Origin of the sequence: Piscinibacter lacus (genome assembly GCF_016735685.1) — a bacterium.
Classification (GTDB): Bacteria; Pseudomonadota; Gammaproteobacteria; order Burkholderiales; family Burkholderiaceae_C; genus Aquariibacter; species Aquariibacter lacus.
In genome coordinates this window covers 316,172-339,547 of the sequence record NZ_JAERRA010000001.1, presented here as the reverse complement: position 1 = coordinate 339,547, position 23,376 = coordinate 316,172, and the positions used below count along the sequence as shown (strand labels likewise).

Below are 23,376 nucleotides of genomic sequence, written 5' to 3'. Positions count from 1 at the left end.
CGGGTTCCGGTCAGGGCTTGGTCGGCGTCACGTTCGTGCTCGGCGCCGGGGCGCCGATGCGGGCCAGCTCTTCTTCGCTGACCAGGTCGAAGACCGTCACGACCTTCTGCACGCCGGTGGTGCCGCGGGCCAGGTCGGTCGCTCGCTTGGCCTCGCGCTCGGTCACGCGGCCCATCAGGTAGACGATGCCGCGCTCGGTCACGACCTTGACGGCGTTCGAGAACAGGTCCTGTGCCTCGACGAAGCGGCCCTTGACCTTGGTGGTGATCAGGCCGTCGTTGGAGCGCGAACCGATCGAGCTGACCGGGCCGATGCCGAGCTCATTGACCACGCCGCGCACATTGTCGACCTGGCCGATCGCGCGTTCGATCGCCGCCTTGTCCTCGGCCGTCGGCACCTCGCCGGTGATCAGCACCGTGCGGTTGAAGCTGGTCAGGTTGACATGGCCGCGGTCGCCGAGGACCTCGCGCAGGCGCTGGCCGCCCTTGAGCTCGATGCCCTGGTCCTCCAGTTGCGCGCCCGAGGTGCGGCGGTCGGTGGCGACCAGGGCGGTGCCCACCGCGCCGCCGACCATCAGCGGCACGCAGGCCGAAAGGCTGGCGGCCAGGGTGGCCGCGCCGAGGGTGGACAGCAGAAGCGATCGGAGACGGGTGTTCATGCGGGATCCTGTTCGCCAAGCAATTGATGGTCGACCGCGTCGCAGAGGCAGTGCAGGGTCAGCAGGTGAACCTCCTGGATGCGCGCGGTGCGTTCGTGGGGCACGCAGATGTGGACATCGGTGTCGGCCAGGGCCGTGGCCAGCGCGCCGCCGCCCCGGCCGGTCAGCGCGATCACGGTCAGCTCGCGCTCGTGCGCGGCCCGCACGGCGGCCAGCACATTGGCGGAATTGCCGCTGGTGCTGATCGCGATCAGCACATCGCCGGGCTGGCCCAGGGCCTGCACCTGCTTCGCGTAGACCTGCTCGTAGGCATAGTCGTTGGCGATGGCGGTGAGGATGGAGCTGTCGGTGGTCAGCGCGATCGCCGCGAGGCCGGGGCGCTCGCGCTCGAAGCGCCCGACGAACTCGGCCGCGAAGTGCTGCGCATCGGCGGCCGAACCGCCGTTGCCGCAGACCAGGACCTTGCCGCCGCCCGTCAGGCTGCCGAGCAGGGCCTGGGCCGCATCGGCGATCGGGCGCGACAGGATCTCGGCGGCCTGGTACTTCAGGTCGGCGCTGTCGAAGAACTGGCGCTGGATTCTTTGTTCAAGCATGGCTCGATCATACGAGCCGGCCCGTGACGCCCCGGTTCCCGCCCGCACGCCGCCGGCACCCGGCGTAAGGCGGTGGGCGTGCGCTTACTTTTCGGCGCATCTGCACCGGCCCGGGCCCGGGCCGTGACGCCTCAGGAGGCATCGAAGGCCGCTTGCAGCCACTGCAGGGCCTCGCCGTCGAGGGCGACCACATCAAAGCGGCAGGGCGGCAGCGCGCCGGGCTGGCGTTGCAGCCAGTGTCGGGCCGCGAAGATCAGCCGCGCCTGCTTGGTCGGGCCGATGCTGGCGGCGGCCCCGCCGTGGCGGGCGTCGGCGCGGTGGCGGACTTCGACGAAGACGACGGTGCCGTCGCGTGCGCGCAGGATCAGATCGATCTCGCCGCCGCGCGCCCGCGGGCCGGCGGCGACTCGATAATTCCGCGCCAGCAGCCGCAGGCCGGCGGCCTGCAGATGGGCCAGCGCGCGGTCCTCCGCGGCGGCGCCGACTTGCTGGCGCGTGGGCCCCTTGGCGGGTGTGCTCATCGCCTTTTTCCCTCCCTCCCCCCGGCCGGTGCCGCCTGCGTGAACCCTCTCCTGATCCAGCAGGCCGCCGCCGAAGCGGCCGGTGCCCAGCAGTATCCGCCGGCCACCCTCTATGTGGTCGCCACGCCGATCGGCAACCTGGCCGACCTGAGCCTGCGTGCCATCCACCTGCTCGGCCGCGTCGATGCGGTGGCCTGCGAGGACACCCGCGTGACCGCCGGCCTGCTGCATCACCTGGGCCTGGACCGGCCGCTGATCGCCGTGCACGAGCACAACGAGGCCCAGGCCGCCGCGCAGATCGTGCAGCGCCTGCAGGCGGGCGAGCGCATCGCCTATGCCAGCGATGCCGGCACGCCGGCCGTCAGCGACCCGGGCGCGCGCCTGGTCGCGGCGGTGCAGGCCGCCGGCCTGCGGGTGATGCCGCTGCCCGGGCCCAGCGCGGTGCTGACGGCGCTGAGCGCGGCCGGCGACACGCAGGCCCGCGGCTTCCGCTTCCTCGGCTTTCTCTCGCCCAAGGCCCAGGCCCGCGAGCGCGAGATCCAGGCCCTGGCCGCCGCAGCCGACGAGGCGCAGGTGCTCTTCGAGGCGCCGCACCGCATCGAGGCCCTGGTGGCCGCGCTGGCCGCCGCCCTGCCGACCCGCCGCCTGACCCTGGCCCGCGAGCTGAGCAAGCAGTTCGAGACCCTGGTGACCGGACCGCTGGCCGAGCTGCCAGCCTGGCTGGCGGCCGATCCGAACCGCCTGCGCGGCGAATTCGTCCTGGTGCTGCATGCCGAGCCCGCGGCGGAGGCTGCCGCCGATGCCCTGCCGGCCGAGGCCCTGCGCCTGCTCGACCTGCTGCTGCGCGAGCTGCCGCTGAAGCAGGCTGCCGCCCTCAGCGCCGAGGCCCACGGCCTGCCGCGCAAGGCCCTGTATGCCGCGGCCCTGGCCCGGCGCGGGCCGGGTTGAATCCCCCGCACGCGGGGCAAATGCCCCGTGGCGTGCAGGGGCATTTGGCCCGGCGAGCCGGCCGGGGCCGGGGCGATGTATCGCAAGTGGCTGATTCACAAGGCCGGACCGCCCGGGCGCGGCGCCTGCAAGGGCCTGGGCCTCCCCATCCCGACGCTTGCGCCATGAACACCCCGACCCTGCGGACCCTGTGCCGCGCGCTGCCCCTCGCGGCCCTGCTGGCCGCTGCCGCACCGGCCCAAGCCCAGGCCCAGACCCTCACCTTCAACGACCTGCTCTCCAGCGTGCAGGTGCCCACGCCCTACCAGGGCTTCCAGTGGGGCGCCGGCTGGTACGCCTACAAGACGACCGACAAGCCCACCGTCTACGCCTCGGCATCGACCGCGTCGCTGTTCGTGCGTCGCTTCGATGGCAAGCCCTTCTTCTTCGACGGCGCCGATTTCTGGAGCCGCCGCGGCCTCGATGCCAACGGCGCCTTCTGGTTCGTGCTCTACCTCAAGGGCAAGACGGTCTACACCGGCGTCAACAACAGCAAGGCGCGCATGCGCTTCACCGCAACGCCGACCCTGCTCAAGCCGCCCTACACCGGCGCGGTGGACATGATCGCCCTGGCCTTCCCCAGCAGCGGCAAGGACTGGAACCACCTGGCCATGGACAACTTCCGCTTCCGGCCCGCGCCCTGATGCCGCCTGGTGCGGCGCGCAGATCGCGGCCATCGGGCCTTTCGATCATCGGCCCGCGGGGGCCTGCCTAGAATCGATCGCATGAGCGCCCGCCAACCCACCCTTGAACGCCTGGGCATTGCCCAGTCCCTGTTGCTCGAACCCTTCGGGCTGGACGAGGGGGCGCTGGCCCGCGCCCTGGCGACCATCGGCGAGCACCGCATCGACGATGCCGACCTCTACTTCCAGCACACGCGCAGCGAGGGCTGGAGCCTGGAGGAGGGCATCGTCAAGAGCGGCAGCTTCGGCATCGACCAGGGCGTCGGCGTGCGCGCCGTGGCCGGCGAGAAGACGGCCTTTGCCTACAGCGACGAGATCTCCGAAGCCGCGCTGCAGGATGCCGCCCGCACCGTGCGCACCATCGCCGCGGCCGGCCAGAGCCGCAAGGTCAAGCTGGCCCGTGCCGGCAAGGTGGCCAAGAGCCGGGTGCTCTATGCGCCGATGGATCCCATCGGCACCCTCGACTCGGCGCAGAAGGTGGCCCTGCTCGAAAAGGTCGAGCACATGGCCCGCGCCCGCGATCCGCGCATCGTGCAGGTGATGGCCAGCGTGGCCGCCGAATACGACGTGGTGCTGATCGCCCGGGCCGACGGCACGCGTGCAGCCGACGTGCGACCGCTGGTGCGGCTGTCGCTGACGGTGATCGCCGAGCAGGCCGGCCGCCGCGAGCAGGGCAGCAGCGGCGGCGGCGGCCGCTTCAGCCTGACCCACTTCGACGAGACGGTGCTGGCCGGCTATGTCGAGCGCGCGGTGCAGACCGCATTGACCAACCTGGAAAGCCGCCCGGCGCCGGCCGGCTCGATGAGCGTGGTGCTCGGCCCGGGCTGGCCCGGCATCCTGCTGCATGAGGCCATCGGCCACGGACTGGAAGGCGATTTCAACCGCAAGGGCTCCAGCGCCTTCGCCGGCCGCGTGGGCGAGCGTGTGGCGGCCAAGGGCGTGACCGTGCTCGACGACGGCACCCTGCCTGACCGCCGCGGCAGCCTCAATGTGGACGACGAGGGCTGCGCCAGCCAGCGCAATGTGCTGATCGAGGACGGCATCCTCAAGGGCTACATCCAGGACGCGATGAATGCCCGCCTGATGGGCGTGGCGCCCACCGGCAACGGCCGGCGCGAAAGCTATGCCCACCTGCCCATGCCGCGCATGACCAACACCTACATGCTGGCCGGCGACAAGTCGCCCGAGGAGATCATCGGCAGCCTCAAGCGCGGGCTCTATGCCAGCAATTTCGGCGGCGGCTCGGTCGACATCACCAGCGGCAAGTTCGTCTTCTCGGCCAGCGAGGCCTGGTGGGTCGAGAACGGCAAGATCCTGTATCCGGTGAAGGGCGCGACCCTGATCGGCAACGGCCCGGATGCGCTGACCCGTGTCAGCCTGATCGGCAACGATCTCTCGCTGGACGAGGGCGTGGGCACCTGCGGCAAGGAAGGCCAGAGCGTGCCGGTGGGCGTCGGCCAGCCGACGCTGCGCATCGACGGCCTGACGGTGGGCGGCACGGCCTGAGGCGCAGCGATTGAGCCGCTCGATCGCCGCGCTAGCACTTGCCCCGAACCGGGCACCACAGCCTGCGTGCTAGCATCTTGGCTATGTCGACGCTCTACTTTTTTGGCTACTTTTGGATCTCGCACCGCCCCGGCGGAGGAGAGGCCAGCCTGTAAGCGACGACAGCGCGACCGAATCCTCAAGACCGCCGGGGCCCACGCCCCGGCGGTCTTTTTTCATGCGCGCAACGAAGCCCCGACCCGATCCCTGCACGACCTGACCCGACGAGGACCCGTCCGATGAACGCCATCAACACCCACGCGCCCGAGGGCTGGACCCCGCCCGTGGACAAGACCAGCCAGACCGATGACGAACGCATTGCCAACGTCGTGCCGCTGCCGCCGCCCGAACACCTGATCCGCTTCTTCCCCGTGCGCGGCACGCCGGTGGAGAACCTGGTCGTGCAGACGCGCGCCAGCATCCGCCAGATCCTGCAGGGCGAGGACGACCGCCTGCTCGTCATCATCGGCCCCTGCTCCATCCACGACCCGGCCGCCGCGCTGGACTACGCCCGCCGCTTGAAGCCCCTGCGCGACCAGTACGCCGGCGAGCTGGAAGTGGTCATGCGCGTGTACTTCGAGAAGCCGCGCACGACGGTCGGCTGGAAGGGCCTGATCAACGACCCCTACCTGGACGAGAGCTACCGCATCGACGAAGGCCTGCGCATGGCCCGCCAGCTCCTGCTGGAGCTGGGCCGCCTGGGCCTGCCGGCCGGCAGCGAGTTCCTGGACGTGATCAGCCCGCAGTACATCGGCGACCTGATCGCCTGGGGCGCCATCGGCGCGCGCACGACCGAAAGCCAGGTCCACCGCGAGCTGGCCAGCGGCATCAGCGCGCCGATCGGCTTCAAGAACGGCACCGACGGCAACATCCGCATCGCCACCGATGCGATCCAGTCGGCCTCGCGCCCGCACCACTTCCTGTCGGTGCACAAGAACGGCCAGGTCGCCATCGTCGAGACCAAGGGCAATCCGGATTGCCACGTCATCCTGCGCGGCGGCAAGACGCCCAACTACGGCGCCGAGCATGTGGCCGCCGCCTGCGCCGAGCTGGCTGCGGCCAAGCTGCCGGCCTCGCTGATGGTCGACTGCTCGCATGCCAACAGCAGCAAGCAGCACCAGAAGCAGATCGAGGTGGCGCGCGACATCGCCGCGCAGATGGCTGGCGGCAGCCGCCAGATCTTCGGCGTCATGGTCGAGAGCCACCTCAATCCGGGCAACCAGAAGTTCACCCCGGGCAAGGACGATCCGGCCCAGCTCGCCTACGGTTGCAGCATCACCGACGCCTGCCTGGGCTGGGACGATTCCACCGAGGTGCTGGCCCTTCTGGCCGAGGCCGTGAAGGCCCGCCGCGCGCGCTGAGCGCGATCCTCGAAAGGGCCGCCCGCGCGGCCCTTTGCCTTGCTGCCCCGGAGCCCCCGATGACCGCCCCCAAGTTCATCCACACCATGATCCGCGTGCTCGACCTGGAACGGTCGCAGCGCTTCTATGCCGAGGTGCTGGGCCTGAAGCCCGCGCACACGCTGGACTTCCCGGACTTCAGCCTGGTCTACCTGCGCAACGAGGCCGCGGACTTCGAGATTGAGCTCACGCTCAACAAGGGCCGCAGCGAGCCCTACACCCACGGCACGGGCTATGGCCATGTGGCGGTGGTGGTGGACGACGTGGCGGCCGAGCATGCGCGCATCAGCACACTCGGCCATGCGCCCACGCCAGTGAAGGAGTTCAAGGACGGCGAGCAGCTGCTCGCGCGCTTCTGCTTCATCCAGGATCCGGACGGCTACAAGATCGAGATCCTGGAGCGCCACGGCCACTACCGCTGAGCCGACCGGGTCGGCATGCGGGGGGGCGGCGGTTGCACACCGCCGGCCATCGGGGCGACGCTCAGTCGCCGCCGTCGCCGTCGCCGTCCGTGCCCCCGCCACTCTCGGCGGCCAGGCGGCGGCTCTGCCAGTAGACATCCTGGCCGGTCGCGCCCTCGCCCTGGCGGTTCAGCACCCGGGCCAGCACGAAGAGCAGGTCCGACAGGCGGTTCAGGTACTGCCGCGGCGCATCGTTCAGCACCTCCATGTGGGCCAGGGCGACGACCGCCCGCTCGGCCCGACGCGCCACGGTGCGGGCCACATGCGCCAGCGCCGCGGCGCGGCAGCCACCGGGCAGGATGAATTCCTTCAGCGGCGGCAGGCCGGCGTTGTGCTCGGCCAGGGCCGCGTCCAGCGCGATCACCGCCTCGGCCTGCAGCAGGCTGGAGCCGGGGATGGCGAGCTCGCCGCCGAGGTTGAAGAGCTGATGCTGCACCTCGACGAGCTGCTGCCGCAGCCGCGCGGGCAGCTTCTCGCTCAGCAGCAGGCCGAGGGCCGAATTCAGCTCGTCGACATCGCCGAGGGCGTGCACGCGCAGGTGGTCCTTGGCCACGCGGCTGCCGTCGCCCAGGCCGGTGGAGCCGTCGTCGCCGGTGCGGGTGGCGATCTGTGTGAGTCGATGTCCCATGGCCTGAGTGTCGCCCGCTCAGCGGCTGGCCGTTTCGGGCAGGGCAAAGACCAGCAGCACATCGCCCTGGGCCAGGCCGAAGAGCGCATTGCCGCCGGCCGCCACGGCGATGTGCTGGCGGCCGTCGAGCATGAAGCTGACCGGCGGGGCGTTGACGCCGGCCGTGGCGCGGTGCGACCACAGCTTGCGGCCGTCGCGGCTGTCGAAGGCCGCGAACTCGCCGCCGCCGATGCCCGAGAAGAGCAGGCCGCTCGCGGTGGAGAGCACGCCACCGATCAGCGGCTCGGCCGTCTTGAGCTGCCAGCGCAGGCGGCCGCCCGCACCCAGGTCGATGGCGCTGAGGGTGCCGCCGCGCTCGGGCGTGTCCTGCGCGCTGGCATAGCGCAGCACGCTGCCGTCGGGTCGCTGCACCGTGTGCGCGGTGTAGCGGGTGGGCAGGTGCAGGGCGCCGACGAAGAACAGCTCGCGCACCGGGTCCCAGGACGAGGGCGACCAGTTCGCGCCGCCGGCGATGCCGGGCGCGACCACCACGCCTTCGCCCGGCTGCGGCGGGGTGAACAGGTTTCGCTGCGGGACGAAGGCCTCGGAGCGCAGCAGCGGCCGGCCGTCGCGCCGGTCGTGCACATAGACCCAGCCCAGCTTGCTGGCCTGGGCCAGGGCGGGGATGCGCTCGCCCTGCGGGCCGCGGGCTTCGACCAGCACCGGCGGGCTGGCGACGTCGTAGCCCCAGCGGTCGTGCGGGATCTGCTGGTGCGCCCAGCGCAGCCGGCCGGTGGCCAGCTCCAGCGCGACCAGCGAGGAGGTGTGCCGGTTGTCGCCCGGCCGCGAGCTGTCGGCCATCTGCGGCGAGGGGTTGCCGGTGCCGAAGATCAGCATGCCCTGGGCTTCGTCGATCACCGGGCTGGCGTAGATCGAGCCGCCGCCGTAGCGCCAGCTTTCGCGCGCGGCCGGCGCGGCGGCGCGCTCGGCGGCCAAGTCGCGGTTCAGCGGCAGGCCGTCGGGCGTGGTGGGGCGGTAGTCGCCTTCCCAGCCCGGGCCGGTGATGTCGAACTGCCAGAGCCGCTGGCCGCTGCGTGCGTCGAAGGCGGCCATCAGGCCCGGGCGGCCGTAGCGGCCGGCCACGCCGACGACGGCCAGGCCCTGGTCCGGGTGCAGGCCGTAGCCCACGCCGTTGATGCCGATGAAGACCCGGCCCTGGTGGACGATGGGCGCCGCGCCGATGCCGACGCCGGTCTCGCCGGTGGCGCCGACCTTGGACAGCGCGTCCTCACGGTCGAGCTGGCCGGTGGCTTCCTTGGCGCCGGCGTAGTCGGCGACGGTCACGTCCCAGCGCAGCGCGCCGCTGGCGCGGTCCAGCGCGATCAGGCGGCCGTCGACCGTGCCGACATAGACCGTGTCGCCCTCGACCGCCACGCCGCGGTTGGCCGGCCCGCAGCACAGCTTGCCCCCGCGCGGCACATGCCGGTGTCGCCACAGCTCGGTGCCGCGTCGGGCATCGATCGCCGCCACATGGCTGCCGGGCAGCGAGACATACATGACACCGTCGACCACCACCGGCGTGGTCTGGTAGGTGGCCGTGATGCCCGAGGACCAGGCCCACTTCAGTTCAAGCTGGCCGACGTTGTCCGGCGTGATCTGCGTCTGCGGCGCATGGCGCTGGCCGGCTAGGTTTTGGCCGTGCAGGGACCAGCCGCTGGTTTCGGCCAAGGGCTGCGGCGAAAGGGACGCGCAGGCGCTCAGCAGGCAGGCGAGCAGCACGGTGGCCGCCCGCGAGGATCGACGGGGCCGGTTGGGGGTGGCGGGCATGGGGTGTGTCCTGGGTCGATGCAGCAAGCGGCCATCGGGTCGCGGCGCGCGGAGCATAGGCGCAGCCCTGCGGGGATGCATCATGCTGGCCTTGCCGGAGATCCACCATGTCCGCCGCCTCGCATGCCCCTTGCCCTCCCAGCCCGGACCGCCGCGCCGCGCTGCTGGCCCTGCGCGATCGCTTCGGCGAGCGCCTGTCGACCGCGGCTGCGGTCTGCCAGCAGCACGGTCGCGATGAATCGCCCTTCGACCCGCAGCCGCCCCAGGCCGTTCTGTTCTGCGCCGACGAAGCCGATGTGCTGGCCGCCGTCGCCTTGGCCCAGCAGCACGGCCTGCCGCTGATTCCCTTTGGCGCCGGCTCCTCTCTGGAGGGCCATCTCCTGGCCGTGCAGGGTGGGCTGAGCCTGGACCTGAACGGCCTGAACGCCATCCTGCGCATCGATGCCGAGGACTTGACCGCCACCGTGCAGCCCGGCGTGACGCGCGAGCAGCTCAACGAGGCGCTGCGCCATGAAGGTTTGTTCTTTCCTATCGACCCGGGCGCGAATGCGACGATCGGCGGCATGTGCGCCACCCGCGCCAGCGGCACCAATGCCGTCCGCTACGGCACCATGCGCGAGAACGTGCTGGGCCTGCGCGTGGTGGTGGCCGATGCGGCCCAGGGCAGCCGCGCGGTGCGCACCGGCACGCGGGCGCGCAAGTCCTCGGCCGGCTACGACCTGACCCGGCTCTTCGTCGGCAGCGAGGGTACGCTGGGCGTGATCACCGAGATCACGCTGAAGCTGCACCCCCTGCCCGAGGCGGTGAGCGCGGCGATCGCGCACTTTCCCAGCGTCGATGCGGCGGTGCGGACGGCGATGTCCCTGATCCAGATGGGCCTGCCGATCGCGCGCTGCGAGCTGCTCGATCCGCATGCCATCCGCGCGGTCAACCGCCATGACGGCCTGAGCCTGCGCGAGGCGCCGATGCTGCTGATGGAGTTCCATGGCAGCCCGGCCGGCGTGCGCGAGCAGGCCGGGACCGTCCAGGCCCTGGCCGCCGAGCACGGCGGCAGCGACTTCGACTGGGCCAGCACGCCCGAGGCCCGCCGCCGGCTGTGGACGGCCCGCCACCGGGCCTATCACGCTGCCCTCCAGAGCCGGCCCGGCTGTCGCGCCATCACCACCGACAGTTGCGTGCCGGTCTCGCGCCTGGCCGCCTGCATCGACGCGGCGATCGCGGATGTGGAGGCCAGCGGCCTGCCCTACTTCATCGTCGGCCATGTCGGCGACGGCAACTTCCACCTCGGCTACCTGATCGACCCGGCGTCCGCGACCGAGCGCGACACCGCCGAGGCGCTGAATGCACGCCTGGTGGCCCGCGCGCTGGCGGCCGAGGGAAGCTGCACCGGCGAACACGGCATCGGCCTGCACAAGCAGGGCTTCCTGCTGGATGAGGTCGGGCCGGAGTCGGTCGCCCTGATGCGGGCGATCAAGCAGGCGCTGGATCCGCGCGGCCTCTTCAACCCCGGCAAGATCTTCGCGGCCGCGGGCTGAGCGGCCGCGCCCGGCTCAGTGCCGCGGCCCGGCGGCCGACCAGCGCTGCGTCGTCTGGCCCTGGCCGTTCACGCTTTCCAGGTGCACGTCGAAGCCCCAGAGCCGGGCGACATGCTTGAGCACCTCGGGCGCGCTGTCGCCCATCGGCCGGTTGTTGTGCTGGGTGTGGCGCAGCAGCAGCGAGCGGTCGCCGCGCAGGTTCACGTTCCAGACCTGGATGTTGGGCTCGCGGCTGCCCAGGTCGTACTGCCGCGACAGCGCCTCGCGCAGGCGACGGTAGCCGGCCTCGTCGTGGATGGCGCTGATCTCCAGCGTCGGCGCCTTCTCCTCGTCGCGGATCGCGAAGAGGCGGAAGTCGCGCATCACCTTCGGGCTGAGGTACTGGCCGATGAAGCTCTCGTCCTTGAAGTTGCGCATGGCCTCGTCGAGCGTCAGCAGCCAGTCGCGGCCGGCGATCTCGGGGAACCAGTGGCGGTCCTCTTCGGTGGGCTGCTCGCAGATGCGCTGGAGGTCGGTGTACATCGCGAAGCCCAGCGCATACGGGTTGAGCCCGCTGTAGCCGGGGTGCTCGACCGGCGGCTGGAAGATCACATTGGTGTGCGACTTCATCCATTCGATCATCATCCCGTCGCCGAGCAGGCCCTGGTCGTACAGGGTGTTGAGCAAGCGGTGATGCCAGAAGGTGGCCCAGCCCTCGTTCATGACCTGGGTCTGGCGCTGGGGGTAGAAGTACTGCGCCACCTTGCGCACGATGCGCACCACCTCGCGCTGCCAGGGCTCCAGCAGCGGCGCGTTCTTCTCGATGAAATAGAGCAGGTTCTCCTGCGGCTCGGCAGGGAAGCGGCTGCTCTCGGCGACCTCGTCGGGCGCCTGGGCCTTGCGCGGCAGCGTGCGCCAAAGGTCGTTGACCTGACGCTGGGCATAGGCCTCGCGGTCCTCGCGGCGCGCCCGCTCCTCGGCCAGGCTGAGCTTGCTCGGCCGGCGGTAGCGGTCGACGCCGTGGTTCATCAGCGCATGGCAGGAATCGAGCGTGTCCTCCACCGCCTCGACGCCGTGGCGCTGCTCGCAGTCGGCGATGTAGTTCTTCGCGTAGACGAGGTAGTCGATGATCGACGAGGCATCCGTCCACATGCGGAACAGGTAGTTGCCCTTGAAGAAGCTGTTGTGGCCGTAGGCCGCATGCGCGATCACCAGGGCCTGCATCGCCAGCGTGTTCTCCTCCATCAGGTAGCTGATGCAGGGGTTGCTGTTGATGACGATCTCGTAGGCCAGGCCCATGTGGCCGCGCTTGTAGCTTTTCTCGGTGGCGATGAATTCCTTGCCGTAGCTCCAGTGCCGGTAGTTCACCGGCATGCCGACACTGGCGTAGGCATCCATCATCTGTTCGGCGGTGATGATCTCGAGCTGGTTCGGATAGGTGTCCAGGCCGAAGCGTGCCGCCGCCGCGCGGATGGCGGCGTGGTACTGCTCGATGGTGTCGAAGGTCCAGTCGCTGTGGCCGGGCAGGGGTTCGCCGGCCCGCTGCAGCGGGGCCAGGTCGGCGGCGGCCCGGCGACGCGGCGGGCTGCGCAGCAGGCCGGGTTCGGGCTGGGGACTCGAAGGCTGGCTCATCGTCGGGCTCCTGCCGTGCGCACCCGCCTCAGGCGGGCGTGCCTTCCTTGCGGAAGAGATCGCGGAAGACGGGGTAGATCTCGCCCGGACTCAGCACCTTGCGCATCGCGAAGTGCTTGTGCGCAGCGGCGATCTGCGTGTATTCGTCCCACAGGTTCTGCTCGGCCTCGGCCACTTGCAGGTAGGCGTAGTAGCGCACCAGGGGCAGCAGCTTCTCCTCGACGAGCTGGCGGCAGCGGCTGCTGTCGTGGTGCCAGTTGTCGCCATCGCTGGCCTGGGCGATGTAGAGGTTCCACTCGCTGCTGGGGTAGCGGGCGCGGGCGATCTCGTCGGCCAGCACCAGCGCGCTGCTGACCACGGTGCCCCCCGTCTCGGTGGCGTGGAAGAAGCCGTGCTCATCCACTTCCTGCGCCTGGGTGTGGTGGCGGATGAAGACCAGCTCGATCTTCTCGTAGTGCCGGGTCAGGAAGAGGTAGAGCAGGATGAAGAAGCGCTTGGCCAGGTCCTTGCGCTGCTCGTCCATCGAGCCGCTGACGTCCATCAGGCAGAACATCACCGCCCGCGTGGTCGGCACCGGCACGCGCACGCGGCTGCGGTAGCGCAGGTCGATGGGGTCGAGGTAGGGGATGCGGCCGATGCGGGCGCGCAGCGCCTCGATGCGCGACTCCAGCTCGCGCAGGGCATGGGCATGCAGGTCCGCGCCTGCGCTGCCCGGGCCGTCGCGAAGCAGGCTCAGGTGCTGAGCCTCCAGCTCGCGCAGCTCGCGGCGCGACGCGCCGCCCAGTGCGATGCGGCGGCCCAGCGCGCCGCGCATCGAGCGCACCACATGCAGGTTGTTCGGCGTGCCGTCGCTGGAGAAGCCGGCGCGCTGGCTCTTCCATTCCGGCACCTCGGCCAGCGCGGTCTTGACCAGGTTGGGCAGGGCCAGGTCTTCAAAGAAGACCTGCATGAACTCTTCCTTGTTCAGGTGGAAGACGAAGTCGTCGTCGCCTTCGCCGGAATCGCTGGCCTGCCCGCCGCCCCCACCGCCCCCCCCGCCGCCGCCCTTCGGGCGGGCGATCTGGTCGCCCGTCATGTACTCGCGGTTGCCGGGATGCACCATCTCGCGGCTGCCGCCGTTGCCGTGGCGGAAGACGGGTTCGGACACATCACGCTTGGGCAGGGTGATGTCCTCGCCGCGCTCGATGTCGCGGATGCCGCGGCCGCTCACGGCCTTGCGCACCGCCTCGCGAATCTGCTGCTTGTGGCGACGCAGGAAGCGCTCGCGGTTGCCGATGGACTTGTTCTTGCCCGCCAGCCGCCGGTCGATGATCGAAGTCATGATTCCCCCCCGTGGCGCCTGCGGCGCTCCCCCCCAGGGGGGCGACCCGAAGGGGCCGGCCGAGCCGGACCCCTCGCGCCTGCTGGATGTCGCCTGAGAAGCATGAAGTTCTTCAGCTGCTCTTGCGCACGCGCAGGTACCACTCGCAGAGCAGGCGGACCTGCTTGGGGGTGTAGCCCTTCTGCACCATGCGGTTGACGAAGTCCTCGTGCTTCTTCGACTCGTCGGCGCTGGCCTTGGCATTGAAGCTGATGACCGGCAGCAGCTCCTCGGTGTTCGAGAACATCTTCTTCTCGATCACCGTGCGCAGCTTCTCGTAGCTGGTCCAGTTCGGGTTCTTGCCGGCGTTGTTGGCGCGCGCGCGCAGCACGAAGTTGACGATCTCGTTGCGGAAGTCCTTGGGGTTGGCGATGCCGGCGGGCTTCTCGATCTTCTCCAGCTCGCCGTTCAGGCTGGCGCGGTCGAAGACCTCGCCGGTGTCGGTGTCGCGGTACTCCTGGTCCTGGATCCAGTAGTCGGCATAGGTCACGTAGCGGTCGAAGATGTTCTGGCCGTACTCGGAATAGCTCTCCAGGTAGGCCGTCTGGATCTCCTTGCCGATGAACTCGGCATAGCGCACCGACAGGTGTTCCTTGATGAAGGCCAGGTACTTCTGCTCCAGCTCGGCCGGGAACTGCTCGCGCTCGATCTGCTGTTCGAGCACGTACATCAGGTGCACCGGGTTGGCGGCGACCTCGGTGCTGTCGAAGTTGAAGACCTTGCTGAGGATCTTGTAGGCGAAGCGGGTGGAGATGCCGCTCATGCCCTCGTCGACCCCGGCGTAGTCGCGGTACTCCTGATAGCTCTTGGCGCGCGGGTCGGTGTCCTTCAGGTTCTCGCCGTCGTAGACCAGCATCTTGCTGAAGAGCGAGGAGTTCTCGGGCTCCTTGAGCCGCGTGAGGATGGAGAACTGGCTCATCATCCGCAGCGTGCCGGGCGCGCAGGTGGCCGCAGCCAGCGAGGAGCCGCGCAGCAGCTTCTCGTAGATCTTCACCTCGTCGCTCACGCGCAGGCAGTAGGGCACCTTGACGATGTAGATGCGGTCGAGGAAGGCCTCGTTGTTCTTGTTGTTGCGGAAGGCCTTCCACTCGCTCTCGTTGCTGTGCGCAAGCACGACGCCGTCGAAGGGGATGGCGCCGAAGCCCTCGGTGCCCTTGTAGTTGCCTTCCTGCGTGGCGGTCAGCAGGGGATGCAGCACCTTGATCGGCGCCTTGAACATCTCGACGAACTCCAGCAGGCCCTGGTTGCTCAGGCACAGGCCGCCGCTGTAGCTGTAGGCATCGGGGTCGTCCTGGGCATAGCTTTCGAGCTTGCGGATGTCGACCTTGCCGACGAGGGAGCTGATGTCCTGGTTGTTCTCGTCGCCCGGCTCGGTCTTGGCGATGCCGACCTGCTTGAGCACGCTGGGGTAGCGCTTGACGACCCTGAACTTGCGGATGTCGCCGCCGTACTCGTCAAGCCGCTTGACCGCCCAGGGGCTGAGCACGCGGTTCAGGTAGCGGCGCGGGATGCCGTATTCCTTCTCCAGGATGGGTCCGTCCTCGGCCGGGTCGAAGAGGCCGAGCGGGCTCTCGTTCACCGGCGAGCCCTTGATCGCATAGAAGGGCACCTGCTCCATCAACTGCTTGAGCCGCTCGGCGATGGAGGACTTGCCGCCGCCGACCGGGCCGAGCAGGTAGAGGATCTGCTTCTTCTCCTCCAGCCCTTGGGCGGCATGGCGGAAGTAGCTGACGACCTGCTCGATCGCGTCCTCCATGCCGTAGAACTCGGCGAAGGCGGGGTAGCGCTTGATGACCTTGTTGGCAAACAGGCGCGAGAGCCGCGGGTCGTTGCGGGTGTCGATCACCTCGGGCTCGCCGATGGCCATCAGCATGCGCTCGGCCGCGGTGGCATAGGCCACGGGCTTGCGCTTGCATTCGGCCAGGTAGTCCTCAAGCGACAGCTCCTCCTCGCGACTGCGCTCGTAGCGCGCGGCAAAGTTGCTGATCACGTCCATCGTCATCCTCCGGAGAAGCGGGTCGATGGTCACGCCGTGCCGGGGTCGGACCCCGAGGCGGCGCGACCCTTGGGGTCACGTATCACACATCACGAGCTCGCATGGCTTGCGCTTGACTTTAGCGTCGCAGCTCTGCGGGGCAGGGAAGGGCTTATGAGAAGCCCTGAGACCTTGCTGTTCCCGCCCGGGATGGAATTTGTGCGTGGGGCTGAAGCAGGCGCCGACCTGAACTTCTGCAAGAACGGTGCCCCTCCCGGGGCCGTCCAGCCGGTGTCGAGCCTCTGCGCGCGGCGTCCGGGCCGCGCGCCGCCAAGACGCTCAGGCCTTGCGCAGGGCGCGCAGGCGGTCGATCAGATGGTCAAGCTCATCGAGCGAGCCAAAGGGCAGGGCGATCTCGCCGCGGCTTGCGGCGCCGCGGCCCTTGAGCCGGATCTGCACGGTGGCGGTCAGCGCATCGGCGAGCTCCTCCTCCAGCCGCGCAACATCGCGCGACCGGGACGGCGCGGCCGCGGCCCGCAGCAAGGTCTTCTGCCGCGCCGGGCTGCTGCTGCGGGCCACGAGCTTCTCGGCTTCGCGCACGCTCAGCTTGCGGCTGACGATCTCGTGCGCATGGGTGATCTGCTGGGCTTTGTCCAGGGCCAGCAGGGCGCGAGCGTGGCCCATGTCCAAGTCGCCGGCCATCAGCAGGCCCTGCACCGGCTCGGCCAGGTTGAGCAGGCGCAGCAGGTTGGAGGCCGCGCTGCGCGAGCGTCCCACGGCCTGTGCAGCGGCTTCGTGAGTGAGCCCAAACTCCTGCGTGAGGCGGCGTAAACCCTGGGCTTCTTCCAGCGGATTCAGGTCCTCGCGCTGGATGTTCTCGATCAGCGCCATGGCCGCGGCGGCTTCGTCCGGCACCACCTTGACCAGCACCGGCACCTCGTCGAGGCCGGCCAGCTTGGCGGCCCGGGAGCGGCGCTCGCCGGCGATGATCTCGAAGGCCGGCCAGCCGTTCTGGCTCTCGCCCGCGATCGGACGCACCAGGATGGGCTGCATGATGCCCTGGGCCTTGATGCTCTCGGCAAGCTCGTAGAGCGCGCCTTCGTCCATGCGCGTGCGCGGCTGGTACTTGCCGGGCCGCAGTTGGTCGAGCTTCAGCGTCGAAGGGGCCGAGGCGTCGGAGGCCGCGGGCGACTCGCTGACCTTGGGGCCGAGCAGGGCTTCGAGGCCGAGGCCGAGGCCCTTGGGTTTCTTGGTGACCATGGTGCAGCGTGGGGAAGAAGGTTCAGGCGCCAGCCAGCAGGCGGGCGGCCCAGGCGTCCAGCCAGGCGCGGCCCTGGGGCCAGTCGCCCAGACCGGAGTCGGCATTGATGTGACCGAGCGCACCCGCTTCCAGCAGCTCGGCGCCCCAGTCTGCGGCCAGGGCCTGGGCCTGGGGCAGTGCGCAGTAGACATGGTCGTCGCTGCTGGCCACGAGCAGGCTGGGGAAGGGCAGGCGCAAGCGCTGTACCGGGCGCCAACTGTGCAGTTGCGGCGGCAGGGGATCGCGGTCCAGATCGGGCGGCGCGACCAGGAAGGCGCCGGCCACCCGGGCGCTGTGGCGGCTGTGGCCTGCCCAGGCCGACACCAGGTGGCAGCCCAAGCTGTGGGCGACCAACAGCACCGGGGGTCCGCCCGGCGGCAGGGCCAGCAGGCTCTCTTCCAGCCGCATCATCCAGTCGCCGCGAAGGGGCTGATGCCAGTCGGCCTGCTCGATGCGCTGGTCGCTGTGCAGCGCCTCCCAGCGGCTCTGCCAGTGGGCCGGGCCGGAGCCGCCCCAGCCCGGCAAGCTGAGCACATGGAAGGGCGGGGTGGGCGCGGGCATCGCGGTGCTTGCGTTCAACGCATGGTCTCGATGCGGGCGACCATCTCGCGCGCGAAGCTCACGAAGGCCTGCGCGCCGCGCGAGGCCGGGTCGAAGACGACGCCCGGCAAGCCATAGCTCGGTGCCTCGGCCAGGCGCACATTGCGCGGGATCACGGTGTTGAACACCTTCTCGCCGAAATGCGCCTGAAGCTGTTCGCTGACCTGCTGCTGCAGCGTGATGCGCGGGTCGAACATCACCCGCAGCAGGCCGATGATCTGCAGCTCGCGGTTCAGGTTGGCATGCACCTGCTTGATGGTGTTGACCAGGTCCGACAGGCCTTCGAGCGCGAAGTACTCGCACTGCATGGGCACGATCACGCCATGCGCGCAGCACAGGCCGTTGAGTGTCAGCAGGCTGAGGCTGGGCGGGCAGTCGATCAGCACGAAGTCGTAGTCGGCTGCGACGGCATCGAGGGCGCGCTTCAGGCGCTGCTCGCGGTGGGGCTGGCTGACCAGTTCCACTTCGGCGCCGGCCAGTTCGCGGTTTGCCCCCAGCACGTCGTAGCCGCCCTGGGGGCTGCGCTGGCGGGCCTCGGCGATGCTGGCCGATTCGAGTAGCACGTCATAGATGCTCAGCGTCAGTGCGCGCTTGTCCACGCCCGAGCCCATGGTGGCATTGCCCTGCGGGTCCAGGTCGATCACCAGCGCGCGCTGGCCGATCTGGGCCAGGCCGGCCGCCAGATTCACGGTCGTCGTCGTTTTGCCGACGCCGCCTTTCTGGTTGGCGATGCAGAAGATGCGGGGCATGGGCGGGGCGCGGTCGGGGGAAAGGGGCTGCTGCAACGCAGCAGCTCGCGAGAGCGGCGGATTGTCTGCGTGCGCTCGTGGCAGGGTCAAGGCGAGAAGCGGCCCGGCACCGCGGAATCAACGCCGCCGCATCCAGACCAGGCAGCGTTCGGCGTCCAGGCCGGGCACCCGCAGCGGTTCCACGTGAAACACCTCGATGTCATCAGGCAGCGCGGCGATCTCCTCGTCCGGCCGCTTGCCTTTCAGCGCCATCCAGCAGCCGTCCTCGGCCAGCAGGTGGCGGGTCCATGCGACAAGGTCGGGCAGTGCGGCGAAGGCCCGGGCCGTGACCAGATCCCAGGGCCTTGCGGGCAGGCGTTCCACCCGGCCGTGCAGGGCTTCGGCATGCGGCAAGTCCAGCTCGGCGGCGACCTGGCGGATGAAGCTGGCCTTCTTGCCGACGGTGTCGATGCAGCTCACCCGCAGCGCCGGGCAGGCGATCGCAAAGCTGAGGCCGGGCAGGCCGGCACCGCTGCCGACATCCAGCACGTGCAGTGCCCGGCCGGTAGCGTGCCGTCGCAGCGGCGGCACGGCGGCCAGGCTGTCGAGCAGGTGCTGGCCCAGCATGGCGGCCGGCTCGCGCACGGCGGTCAGGTTGTAGACCTGGGTCCAGCGGGCGATCAGGTCCAGGTGCTGTAGCAGCTGCCGGCGTTGCGGCGGGCCCAGGTTGTCGAGGTTCAGGGCTTGCAAGCCGGCGTCGAGGGCGGCAGCCAGCGGATGCGGATCGGGCGAAGTCATGCCGGGGTCAGCGGGGAGTCGATGCGGCCGAAGCCGGCGAAGCGCCCCTTCTTCAGGTGCACGAGCAGCAGGGAGATGGCGGCCGGCGTGACGCCGGCGAGGCGCGCGGCCTGGCCCAGGGTGGTCGGGCGGTGGCGGCTCAGCTTTTGCCGCACCTCGTGGCTGAGGGCGGTGACGCTGGCGTAGTCCAGATCGGCAGGCAGTGGCAGGTGCTCGTAGTGCGCGGCGCGCTCGACCTCCGCGTTCTGCTTGTCGATGTAGCCGGCGTACTTCACCGCGATCTCGACCTGCTCGATCACCGCATCGGCCAGGCTGGAGCCCAGCTGGGCGCGCAAGGTTTCACGTGAAACCTGCGGTGCGACTTGCTCGTTTGCCACCGCGGCCGAGGCGGCTTGCGTTTGTGCACTGCGCTCGATCTCGGCCACCTTGTCGAAGTCGACGCCCGGCCGGCGCAGCAGGTCCAGCAGGCTGTGCTCATGCTCCAGGGCCTTGCCCAGCAGGCGCTCGGCCTCGGCAGCGGGCAGCACGCCGGGGTGCACCCAGCTTCGCTTCAGGCGCTCGGTTTCACGTGAAACCGCGTCGCGCTTGCGCGCATAGGCCGTCCAGCGGACCTCGTCGACCAGGCCCAGCCGCCAGCCCAGCTCGGTCAGCCGGGCGTCGGCGTTGTCTTCGCGCAGTTGCAGGCGGAACTCCGCCCGGCTGGTGAACATGCGGTAGGGCTCGGTCACGCCCTGGGTGATCAGGTCGTCGACCAGCACGCCGAGGTAGGCCTGTTCGCGCCCCAGCGTCAGCGGCGCTTGGCCTTGGGCCTGCAGCGCGGCATTGGCCCCGGCGTACAGGCCCTGGGCGGCGGCCTCCTCGTAGCCGGTCGTGCCATTGATCTGGCCGGCGAAGAAGAGCCCGGCGATCTGCTGCGTCTCGAAGCTGGGCTTCAGGCTGCGCGGATCGAAGTAGTCGTACTCGATGGCATAGCCCGGCCGCAGGATGTGCGCATCCTCCAGCCCGGGGATGGAATGCACCGCGGCCAACTGGATGTCGTAGGGCAGGGAGGTCGAGATGCCATTGGGGTAGACCTCGTGGGTGTCCAGGCCCTCCGGCTCCAGGAAGATCTGGTGGCTGTCCTTGTCGGCAAAGCGGTTGACCTTGTCCTCGATCGAGGGGCAGTAGCGCGGGCCCACGCCCTCGATCACGCCGGTGAACATGGGGCTGCGGTCGAAGCCGCTGCGGATGATGGCGTGCGTCTCGGCCGTGGTGTGCGTGATCCAGCAGGAGACCTGCCGCGGATGCTGCTCGGCCCGGCCCAGGAAGCTGAACACCGGCATCGGCGTGGTGGCCGGCGTGCCGTCGGCGCCGGGCAGGCCGTCGCCGGGCTGCTCGGTGAGGCGGCGGTAGTCGATGCTCCGGCCGTCCAGCCGCGGCGGCGTGCCGGTCTTCAGCCGGCCGCGCGGCAGTTGCAGCTCGCGCAGGCGGGCCGCCAGGCTGAGGGCCGGGGCATCGCCGGCCCGGCCGCCCTGGTGGTTTTCCAGGCCCACATGGATGCGGCCGTCGAGGAAGGTGCCGGCGGTCAGCACCACCGTCCTGGCGCGAAAGGCCAGGCCGATGGCGGTGACCGCGCCGACCACGCGCTCCTGCCGACCATCGCTTTCCACCAGCAGGTCATCGACCGCCTGCTGGAAGAGCCACAGATTGGGCTGGTTCTCCAGCCGGTGGCGGATCGCGGCCTTGTAGCGGATGCGGTCGGCCTGGGCCCGGGTGGCGCGCACCGCCGGGCCCTTGGAGCCGTTCAGGATGCGGAAGTGGATGCCGGCCTCGTCGGTGGCCGCGGCCATGGCGCCGCCGAGCGCATCGACCTCCTTGACCAGATGGCCCTTGCCGATGCCGCCGATCGAGGGGTTGCAGCTCATCTGCCCCAGGGTCTCGATGTTGTGGCTGAGCAGCAGGGTGGCCGCACCCATGCGCGCGGCGGCCAGCGCGGCTTCGGTGCCGGCATGGCCGCCGCCGATCACGATCACGTCGAAGAGGGAAGGGGTGCGCATCGCGGCGACTCCATGGACAACAAGAAAAGCGCCGCGGCGGGGCCGGGGCGCTTGATGCCGCAATTTTAGGCAGTCCCGCGGGGTGCGTCACCCGATGGCGCCGGCGCTGCGCCGGACGGCCGGCCGCGCGCGGCCCGCATGCCACACTGAGCCCATGGATTGCCGCCCGCACTGCGCCGCCTGCTGCATCGCCCCCTCGATCGCCGGCCCGATTCCGGCCAGCGCCGGGGCGCCGGGCATGCCGCAGGGCAAGCCCGCCGGTATGCCCTGCACCCAGCTCGACCCAGCCGGCGCCTGCCGCCTGTTTGGCCGCCCGGAGCGGCCGGCAGTCTGCGGCTCCTTGCAGCCTTCGGTGGAGATGTGCGGCAGCAGCCGTGAACAGGCCCTGCGCTGGCTGGGCTGGCTGGAGGGCGCCACCGCGCCGGGCCATCCGCCCGCGGCCTGAAGCCTCTCGCCCCAACGCCGCCGCAGTGCATCGGCGCGATCGCGCCCGGCCTGGCCGAGCCTGCGGCCGGACCGGGTCCGGCAGGCGCCCGAGCCGAAAGCCGCCCGGCCTCAGGCGCTGGCGGCGGCTGGCGCTTCGCCCGGCGCCGAAGACCGGTCGGCCCGGCGCGCCGCACGCCGCGCGCGCCAGGCCCGTGCCCGCGGGCTGTCCCAGGCCTTGTCGAAGAAGTAATGGGCCACGGTGTTGACGAGCGGCTCGACCAGGGTGATCGCGCCGGCGATCGTGACGCTGCCCGTGAGCGCGTAGCTCACGCCGAAGGCGATGCCGAGGTGCATGACGCCGAAGCTTGCGGATTTGGCCATGGGGAGGACTCCGGTCTCATCAAGAATGATTCTTGTTGAGCATGGTAGGCAGCCCGGCCGCTGCCGGCCAATCGGGCGGCTTGATCGCCGCGATAAGCGGCCATGCCGTCCTCAGCGGTTGCCGCCGCTCACTGCACCGCCGCCCGCCGCAGCCGGGCGGCCAGCCAGGCCAGGGCGGCCAGGGTCAGCCCGGCCGAGACGGCCAGCGGCAGCAGCAGCTCCAGCGGCCCCAGGGCCTCGCCGCGCAGCACCCGGTTCATCAGCACATGCTGGGCCAGGGCCGGCACGGCGAGCTGCCAGGCCGACTCGCCCCCCTCGTTGAACAGCGAGACCAGCGGCAGCAGCGACACCGCCAGGATCAGCACCGCATTGCTGGCCTGGGCTTCCTTGACCGTCTTGCAGCCGATGGCCACCGCCATCATCAGGGCCGACAGGCTGGCCGCCAGCGGCAGCAGCAGCACCAGCAGCAGGGCGGCTTCGCGCTCGCCGAACTGGAAGAGGGCGCGCAGGCTGTCGCTGCGGATCAGGGCCTGGGCCGGCAGGAAGCTCAGCACCGACAGCAGCGCGATCAGCATGGCCACCGCCGCGACCGCGCCCCACTTGCCCAGCACCAGGGCCAGCGGCGAGGCCGGCGTGGCCAGCAGGGCCTCGAGCGAGCCGCGCTCGCGTTCGCCGGCGGTGGTGTCCAGCGCCGCGCCGAGCGCGCCGTAGAGCACGGCCATGATCACGAAGAAGGGCAGGATGCCGGTCACCGGCCCGCTGCGGCTGCGGGCGCTGGAGACGTCGTGCTCCTCGATCTCGGCCGGCGCCAGCAGGCTGGGGCTGACGCCGCGCAGCGCCAGGGCCAGGGTGGCGCGCTCGCGGGTGTAGCCCTCGACCAGGCGGCTCAGGCGGCCCAGGGCGGCGCCGCTGGCGCGCTGGCTGCTGTCGAACAGCAGGATGTAGACCGGCCGGCCGCCCTGCTGGCTGAGGGCCTCGGCGCCCTCGGGAATGACGAGCACCGGCTCGTTCAGGGTCTGGTCGCGCAGGCGCTGCTCGGCATCGGCGGGCGCTTCCACCGCCTCCAGGCCCTGCCGCGCCAGATGGTTGGCCAGGCCCGGCGCATGGGCCAGGCCGAGCACCTGCACCTCGCGCCGCTCGCCCGCGCTCTCCAGCGAAGCCACCATGCTCGACAGGGCGAACAGCGCCAGCGGCCCCATCAGCACCGCGCTGAGCAGCACGGTCATCAGGGTGCGGCGGTCGCGCAGCGCATCGAACCACTCCTTGCGGAAGACCGCCCAGGCGCCGCGCAGGCGGGCCGAGGGGGCAGGGGCTGGATTAAGGCGGGTAGGCATGTCGCGGGAG

Annotated in this window: 22 protein-coding genes; 7 read left to right on the top strand and 15 right to left on the bottom strand. The window is 70.5% G+C overall.

Translation table 11 applies throughout. The annotated features are described in order from the left end of the window. Positions 1-10 precede the first annotated feature (10 nt). The 3 genes from JI742_RS01585 to JI742_RS01575 form a co-directional block, all read right to left on the bottom strand. Positions 11-658: a BON domain-containing protein gene (locus JI742_RS01585; RefSeq protein WP_201823355.1), complete on the bottom strand. Its 648-nt coding sequence runs from the start codon at positions 656-658 to the stop codon at positions 11-13. Then, a complete protein-coding gene (locus JI742_RS01580; protein WP_201823353.1) occupies positions 655-1,251 on the bottom strand; it encodes a phosphoheptose isomerase in 597 nt (198 codons plus the stop codon). Before JI742_RS01580 ends, JI742_RS01585 begins: the two co-directional genes overlap by 4 nt. Positions 1,252-1,382: 131 nt before the next feature. Continuing rightward, positions 1,383-1,772: a YraN family protein gene (locus JI742_RS01575; RefSeq protein ID WP_201823351.1), complete on the bottom strand. Its 390-nt coding sequence runs from the start codon at positions 1,770-1,772 to the stop codon at positions 1,383-1,385. Between the two features lie 39 nt (positions 1,773-1,811). Between JI742_RS01575 and rsmI the strand changes: the two genes are divergently transcribed. The 5 genes from rsmI (at position 1,812) to JI742_RS01550 (ending at position 6,809) form a co-directional block, all read left to right on the top strand. Continuing rightward, complete coding sequence (gene rsmI, locus JI742_RS01570; protein WP_434057625.1) at positions 1,812-2,720, top strand: 16S rRNA (cytidine(1402)-2'-O)-methyltransferase; 909 nt, start codon at positions 1,812-1,814, stop codon at positions 2,718-2,720. Between the two features lie 164 nt (positions 2,721-2,884). Beyond that, positions 2,885-3,403: a hypothetical protein gene (locus tag JI742_RS01565; RefSeq protein ID WP_201823347.1), complete on the top strand. Its 519-nt coding sequence runs from the start codon at positions 2,885-2,887 to the stop codon at positions 3,401-3,403. Between the two features lie 81 nt (positions 3,404-3,484). Next, a complete protein-coding gene (gene tldD / locus JI742_RS01560; RefSeq protein WP_201823345.1) occupies positions 3,485-4,948 on the top strand; it encodes a metalloprotease TldD in 1,464 nt (487 codons plus the stop codon). 278 nt (positions 4,949-5,226) lie between these two features. Continuing rightward, positions 5,227-6,348, top strand: coding sequence for a 3-deoxy-7-phosphoheptulonate synthase (locus tag JI742_RS01555; protein WP_201823342.1), 1,122 nt, complete (start codon positions 5,227-5,229; stop codon positions 6,346-6,348). 59 nt (positions 6,349-6,407) lie between these two features. Then, on the top strand, positions 6,408-6,809 hold the full coding sequence (locus tag JI742_RS01550; protein WP_236676735.1) for a VOC family protein: 402 nt from the start codon (positions 6,408-6,410) through the stop codon (positions 6,807-6,809). 61 nt (positions 6,810-6,870) lie between these two features. On the opposite strand, the gene JI742_RS01545 is transcribed toward JI742_RS01550, so the two are convergent. Both JI742_RS01545 and JI742_RS01540 read right to left on the bottom strand, forming a co-directional pair. Continuing rightward, entirely contained in the window at positions 6,871-7,476 is a 606-nt protein-coding gene (locus tag JI742_RS01545) for a cob(I)yrinic acid a,c-diamide adenosyltransferase (RefSeq protein WP_201823339.1), read from the bottom strand. An 18-nt stretch (positions 7,477-7,494) separates the two neighbouring features. Beyond that, the gene (locus JI742_RS01540; protein WP_201823336.1) at positions 7,495-9,282 is read right to left on the bottom strand and encodes a pyrroloquinoline quinone-dependent dehydrogenase; all 1,788 of its coding nucleotides are present in this window, start codon (positions 9,280-9,282) and stop codon (positions 7,495-7,497) included. A gap of 107 nt (positions 9,283-9,389) precedes the next feature. Between JI742_RS01540 and JI742_RS01535 the strand changes: the two genes are divergently transcribed. After that, a complete protein-coding gene (locus tag JI742_RS01535; RefSeq protein WP_201823332.1) occupies positions 9,390-10,817 on the top strand; it encodes an FAD-binding oxidoreductase in 1,428 nt (475 codons plus the stop codon). A gap of 15 nt (positions 10,818-10,832) precedes the next feature. Here the strand turns inward: JI742_RS01535 and JI742_RS01530 are convergent, their stop codons facing one another. From JI742_RS01530 to mnmG, 8 genes are all read right to left on the bottom strand, one after another. After that, positions 10,833-12,428, bottom strand: coding sequence for a SpoVR family protein (locus tag JI742_RS01530; protein WP_201823329.1), 1,596 nt, complete (start codon positions 12,426-12,428; stop codon positions 10,833-10,835). A 28-nt stretch (positions 12,429-12,456) separates the two neighbouring features. Then, the gene (locus JI742_RS01525; RefSeq protein ID WP_201823326.1) at positions 12,457-13,749 is read right to left on the bottom strand and encodes a YeaH/YhbH family protein; all 1,293 of its coding nucleotides are present in this window, start codon (positions 13,747-13,749) and stop codon (positions 12,457-12,459) included. A 112-nt stretch (positions 13,750-13,861) separates the two neighbouring features. Then, on the bottom strand, positions 13,862-15,784 hold the full coding sequence (locus JI742_RS01520; RefSeq protein WP_201823323.1) for a PrkA family serine protein kinase: 1,923 nt from the start codon (positions 15,782-15,784) through the stop codon (positions 13,862-13,864). 318 nt (positions 15,785-16,102) lie between these two features. Next, on the bottom strand, positions 16,103-17,023 hold the full coding sequence (locus JI742_RS01515; protein ID WP_201823320.1) for a ParB/RepB/Spo0J family partition protein: 921 nt from the start codon (positions 17,021-17,023) through the stop codon (positions 16,103-16,105). 22 nt (positions 17,024-17,045) lie between these two features. Continuing rightward, the gene (locus JI742_RS01510) at positions 17,046-17,624 is read right to left on the bottom strand and encodes an RBBP9/YdeN family alpha/beta hydrolase (protein WP_201823318.1); all 579 of its coding nucleotides are present in this window, start codon (positions 17,622-17,624) and stop codon (positions 17,046-17,048) included. A gap of 14 nt (positions 17,625-17,638) precedes the next feature. Continuing rightward, positions 17,639-18,412: a ParA family protein gene (locus JI742_RS01505; protein ID WP_201823316.1), complete on the bottom strand. Its 774-nt coding sequence runs from the start codon at positions 18,410-18,412 to the stop codon at positions 17,639-17,641. Positions 18,413-18,529: 117 nt separating this feature from the next. Then, positions 18,530-19,189 (bottom strand): 16S rRNA (guanine(527)-N(7))-methyltransferase RsmG, encoded by a 660-nt coding sequence (gene rsmG, locus JI742_RS01500; protein WP_201823314.1) that lies wholly within the window; start codon positions 19,187-19,189, stop codon positions 18,530-18,532. After that, positions 19,186-21,225 (bottom strand): tRNA uridine-5-carboxymethylaminomethyl(34) synthesis enzyme MnmG, encoded by a 2,040-nt coding sequence (mnmG, locus tag JI742_RS01495; protein ID WP_201823311.1) that lies wholly within the window; start codon positions 21,223-21,225, stop codon positions 19,186-19,188. Before mnmG ends, rsmG begins: the two co-directional genes overlap by 4 nt. Before the next feature lie 154 nt (positions 21,226-21,379). Between mnmG and JI742_RS01490 the strand changes: the two genes are divergently transcribed. Then, positions 21,380-21,670, top strand: coding sequence for a YkgJ family cysteine cluster protein (locus tag JI742_RS01490; protein WP_201823309.1), 291 nt, complete (start codon positions 21,380-21,382; stop codon positions 21,668-21,670). Positions 21,671-21,780: 110 nt separating this feature from the next. Here the strand turns inward: JI742_RS01490 and JI742_RS01485 are convergent, their stop codons facing one another. Continuing rightward, positions 21,781-22,032, bottom strand: a complete 252-nt coding sequence (locus JI742_RS01485; RefSeq protein WP_201823308.1) for a DUF2061 domain-containing protein — start codon at positions 22,030-22,032, stop codon at positions 21,781-21,783. Between the two features lie 128 nt (positions 22,033-22,160). Beyond that, positions 22,161-23,366, bottom strand: a complete 1,206-nt coding sequence (locus JI742_RS01480) for an ABC transporter permease (protein ID WP_201823307.1) — start codon at positions 23,364-23,366, stop codon at positions 22,161-22,163. Positions 23,367-23,376: the final 10 nt, after the last annotated feature.

Excerpts from the sequence above, each read along its gene's own strand:
- JI742_RS01585 (WP_201823355.1), bottom strand. The coding sequence starts at position 658 with ATGAACACCCGTCTCCGATCGCTTCTGCTGTCCACCCTCGGCGCGGCC.
- JI742_RS01580 (WP_201823353.1), bottom strand. The coding sequence starts at position 1,251 with ATGCTTGAACAAAGAATCCAGCGCCAGTTCTTCGACAGCGCCGACCTG.
- JI742_RS01575 (WP_201823351.1), bottom strand. The coding sequence starts at position 1,772 with ATGAGCACACCCGCCAAGGGGCCCACGCGCCAGCAAGTCGGCGCCGCC.
- JI742_RS01565 (WP_201823347.1), top strand. The coding sequence starts at position 2,885 with ATGAACACCCCGACCCTGCGGACCCTGTGCCGCGCGCTGCCCCTCGCG.
- tldD (WP_201823345.1), top strand. The coding sequence starts at position 3,485 with ATGAGCGCCCGCCAACCCACCCTTGAACGCCTGGGCATTGCCCAGTCC.
- JI742_RS01555 (WP_201823342.1), top strand. The coding sequence starts at position 5,227 with ATGAACGCCATCAACACCCACGCGCCCGAGGGCTGGACCCCGCCCGTG.
- JI742_RS01550 (WP_236676735.1), top strand. The coding sequence starts at position 6,408 with ATGACCGCCCCCAAGTTCATCCACACCATGATCCGCGTGCTCGACCTG.
- JI742_RS01545 (WP_201823339.1), bottom strand. The coding sequence starts at position 7,476 with ATGGGACATCGACTCACACAGATCGCCACCCGCACCGGCGACGACGGC.
- JI742_RS01540 (WP_201823336.1), bottom strand. The coding sequence starts at position 9,282 with ATGCCCGCCACCCCCAACCGGCCCCGTCGATCCTCGCGGGCGGCCACC.
- JI742_RS01535 (WP_201823332.1), top strand. The coding sequence starts at position 9,390 with ATGTCCGCCGCCTCGCATGCCCCTTGCCCTCCCAGCCCGGACCGCCGC.
- JI742_RS01530 (WP_201823329.1), bottom strand. The coding sequence starts at position 12,428 with ATGAGCCAGCCTTCGAGTCCCCAGCCCGAACCCGGCCTGCTGCGCAGC.
- JI742_RS01525 (WP_201823326.1), bottom strand. The coding sequence starts at position 13,749 with ATGACTTCGATCATCGACCGGCGGCTGGCGGGCAAGAACAAGTCCATC.
- JI742_RS01520 (WP_201823323.1), bottom strand. The coding sequence starts at position 15,784 with ATGGACGTGATCAGCAACTTTGCCGCGCGCTACGAGCGCAGTCGCGAG.
- JI742_RS01515 (WP_201823320.1), bottom strand. The coding sequence starts at position 17,023 with ATGGTCACCAAGAAACCCAAGGGCCTCGGCCTCGGCCTCGAAGCCCTG.
- JI742_RS01510 (WP_201823318.1), bottom strand. The coding sequence starts at position 17,624 with ATGCCCGCGCCCACCCCGCCCTTCCATGTGCTCAGCTTGCCGGGCTGG.
- JI742_RS01505 (WP_201823316.1), bottom strand. The coding sequence starts at position 18,412 with ATGCCCCGCATCTTCTGCATCGCCAACCAGAAAGGCGGCGTCGGCAAA.
- rsmG (WP_201823314.1), bottom strand. The coding sequence starts at position 19,189 with ATGACTTCGCCCGATCCGCATCCGCTGGCTGCCGCCCTCGACGCCGGC.
- mnmG (WP_201823311.1), bottom strand. The coding sequence starts at position 21,225 with ATGCGCACCCCTTCCCTCTTCGACGTGATCGTGATCGGCGGCGGCCAT.
- JI742_RS01490 (WP_201823309.1), top strand. The coding sequence starts at position 21,380 with ATGGATTGCCGCCCGCACTGCGCCGCCTGCTGCATCGCCCCCTCGATC.
- JI742_RS01485 (WP_201823308.1), bottom strand. The coding sequence starts at position 22,032 with ATGGCCAAATCCGCAAGCTTCGGCGTCATGCACCTCGGCATCGCCTTC.
- JI742_RS01480 (WP_201823307.1), bottom strand. The coding sequence starts at position 23,366 with ATGCCTACCCGCCTTAATCCAGCCCCTGCCCCCTCGGCCCGCCTGCGC.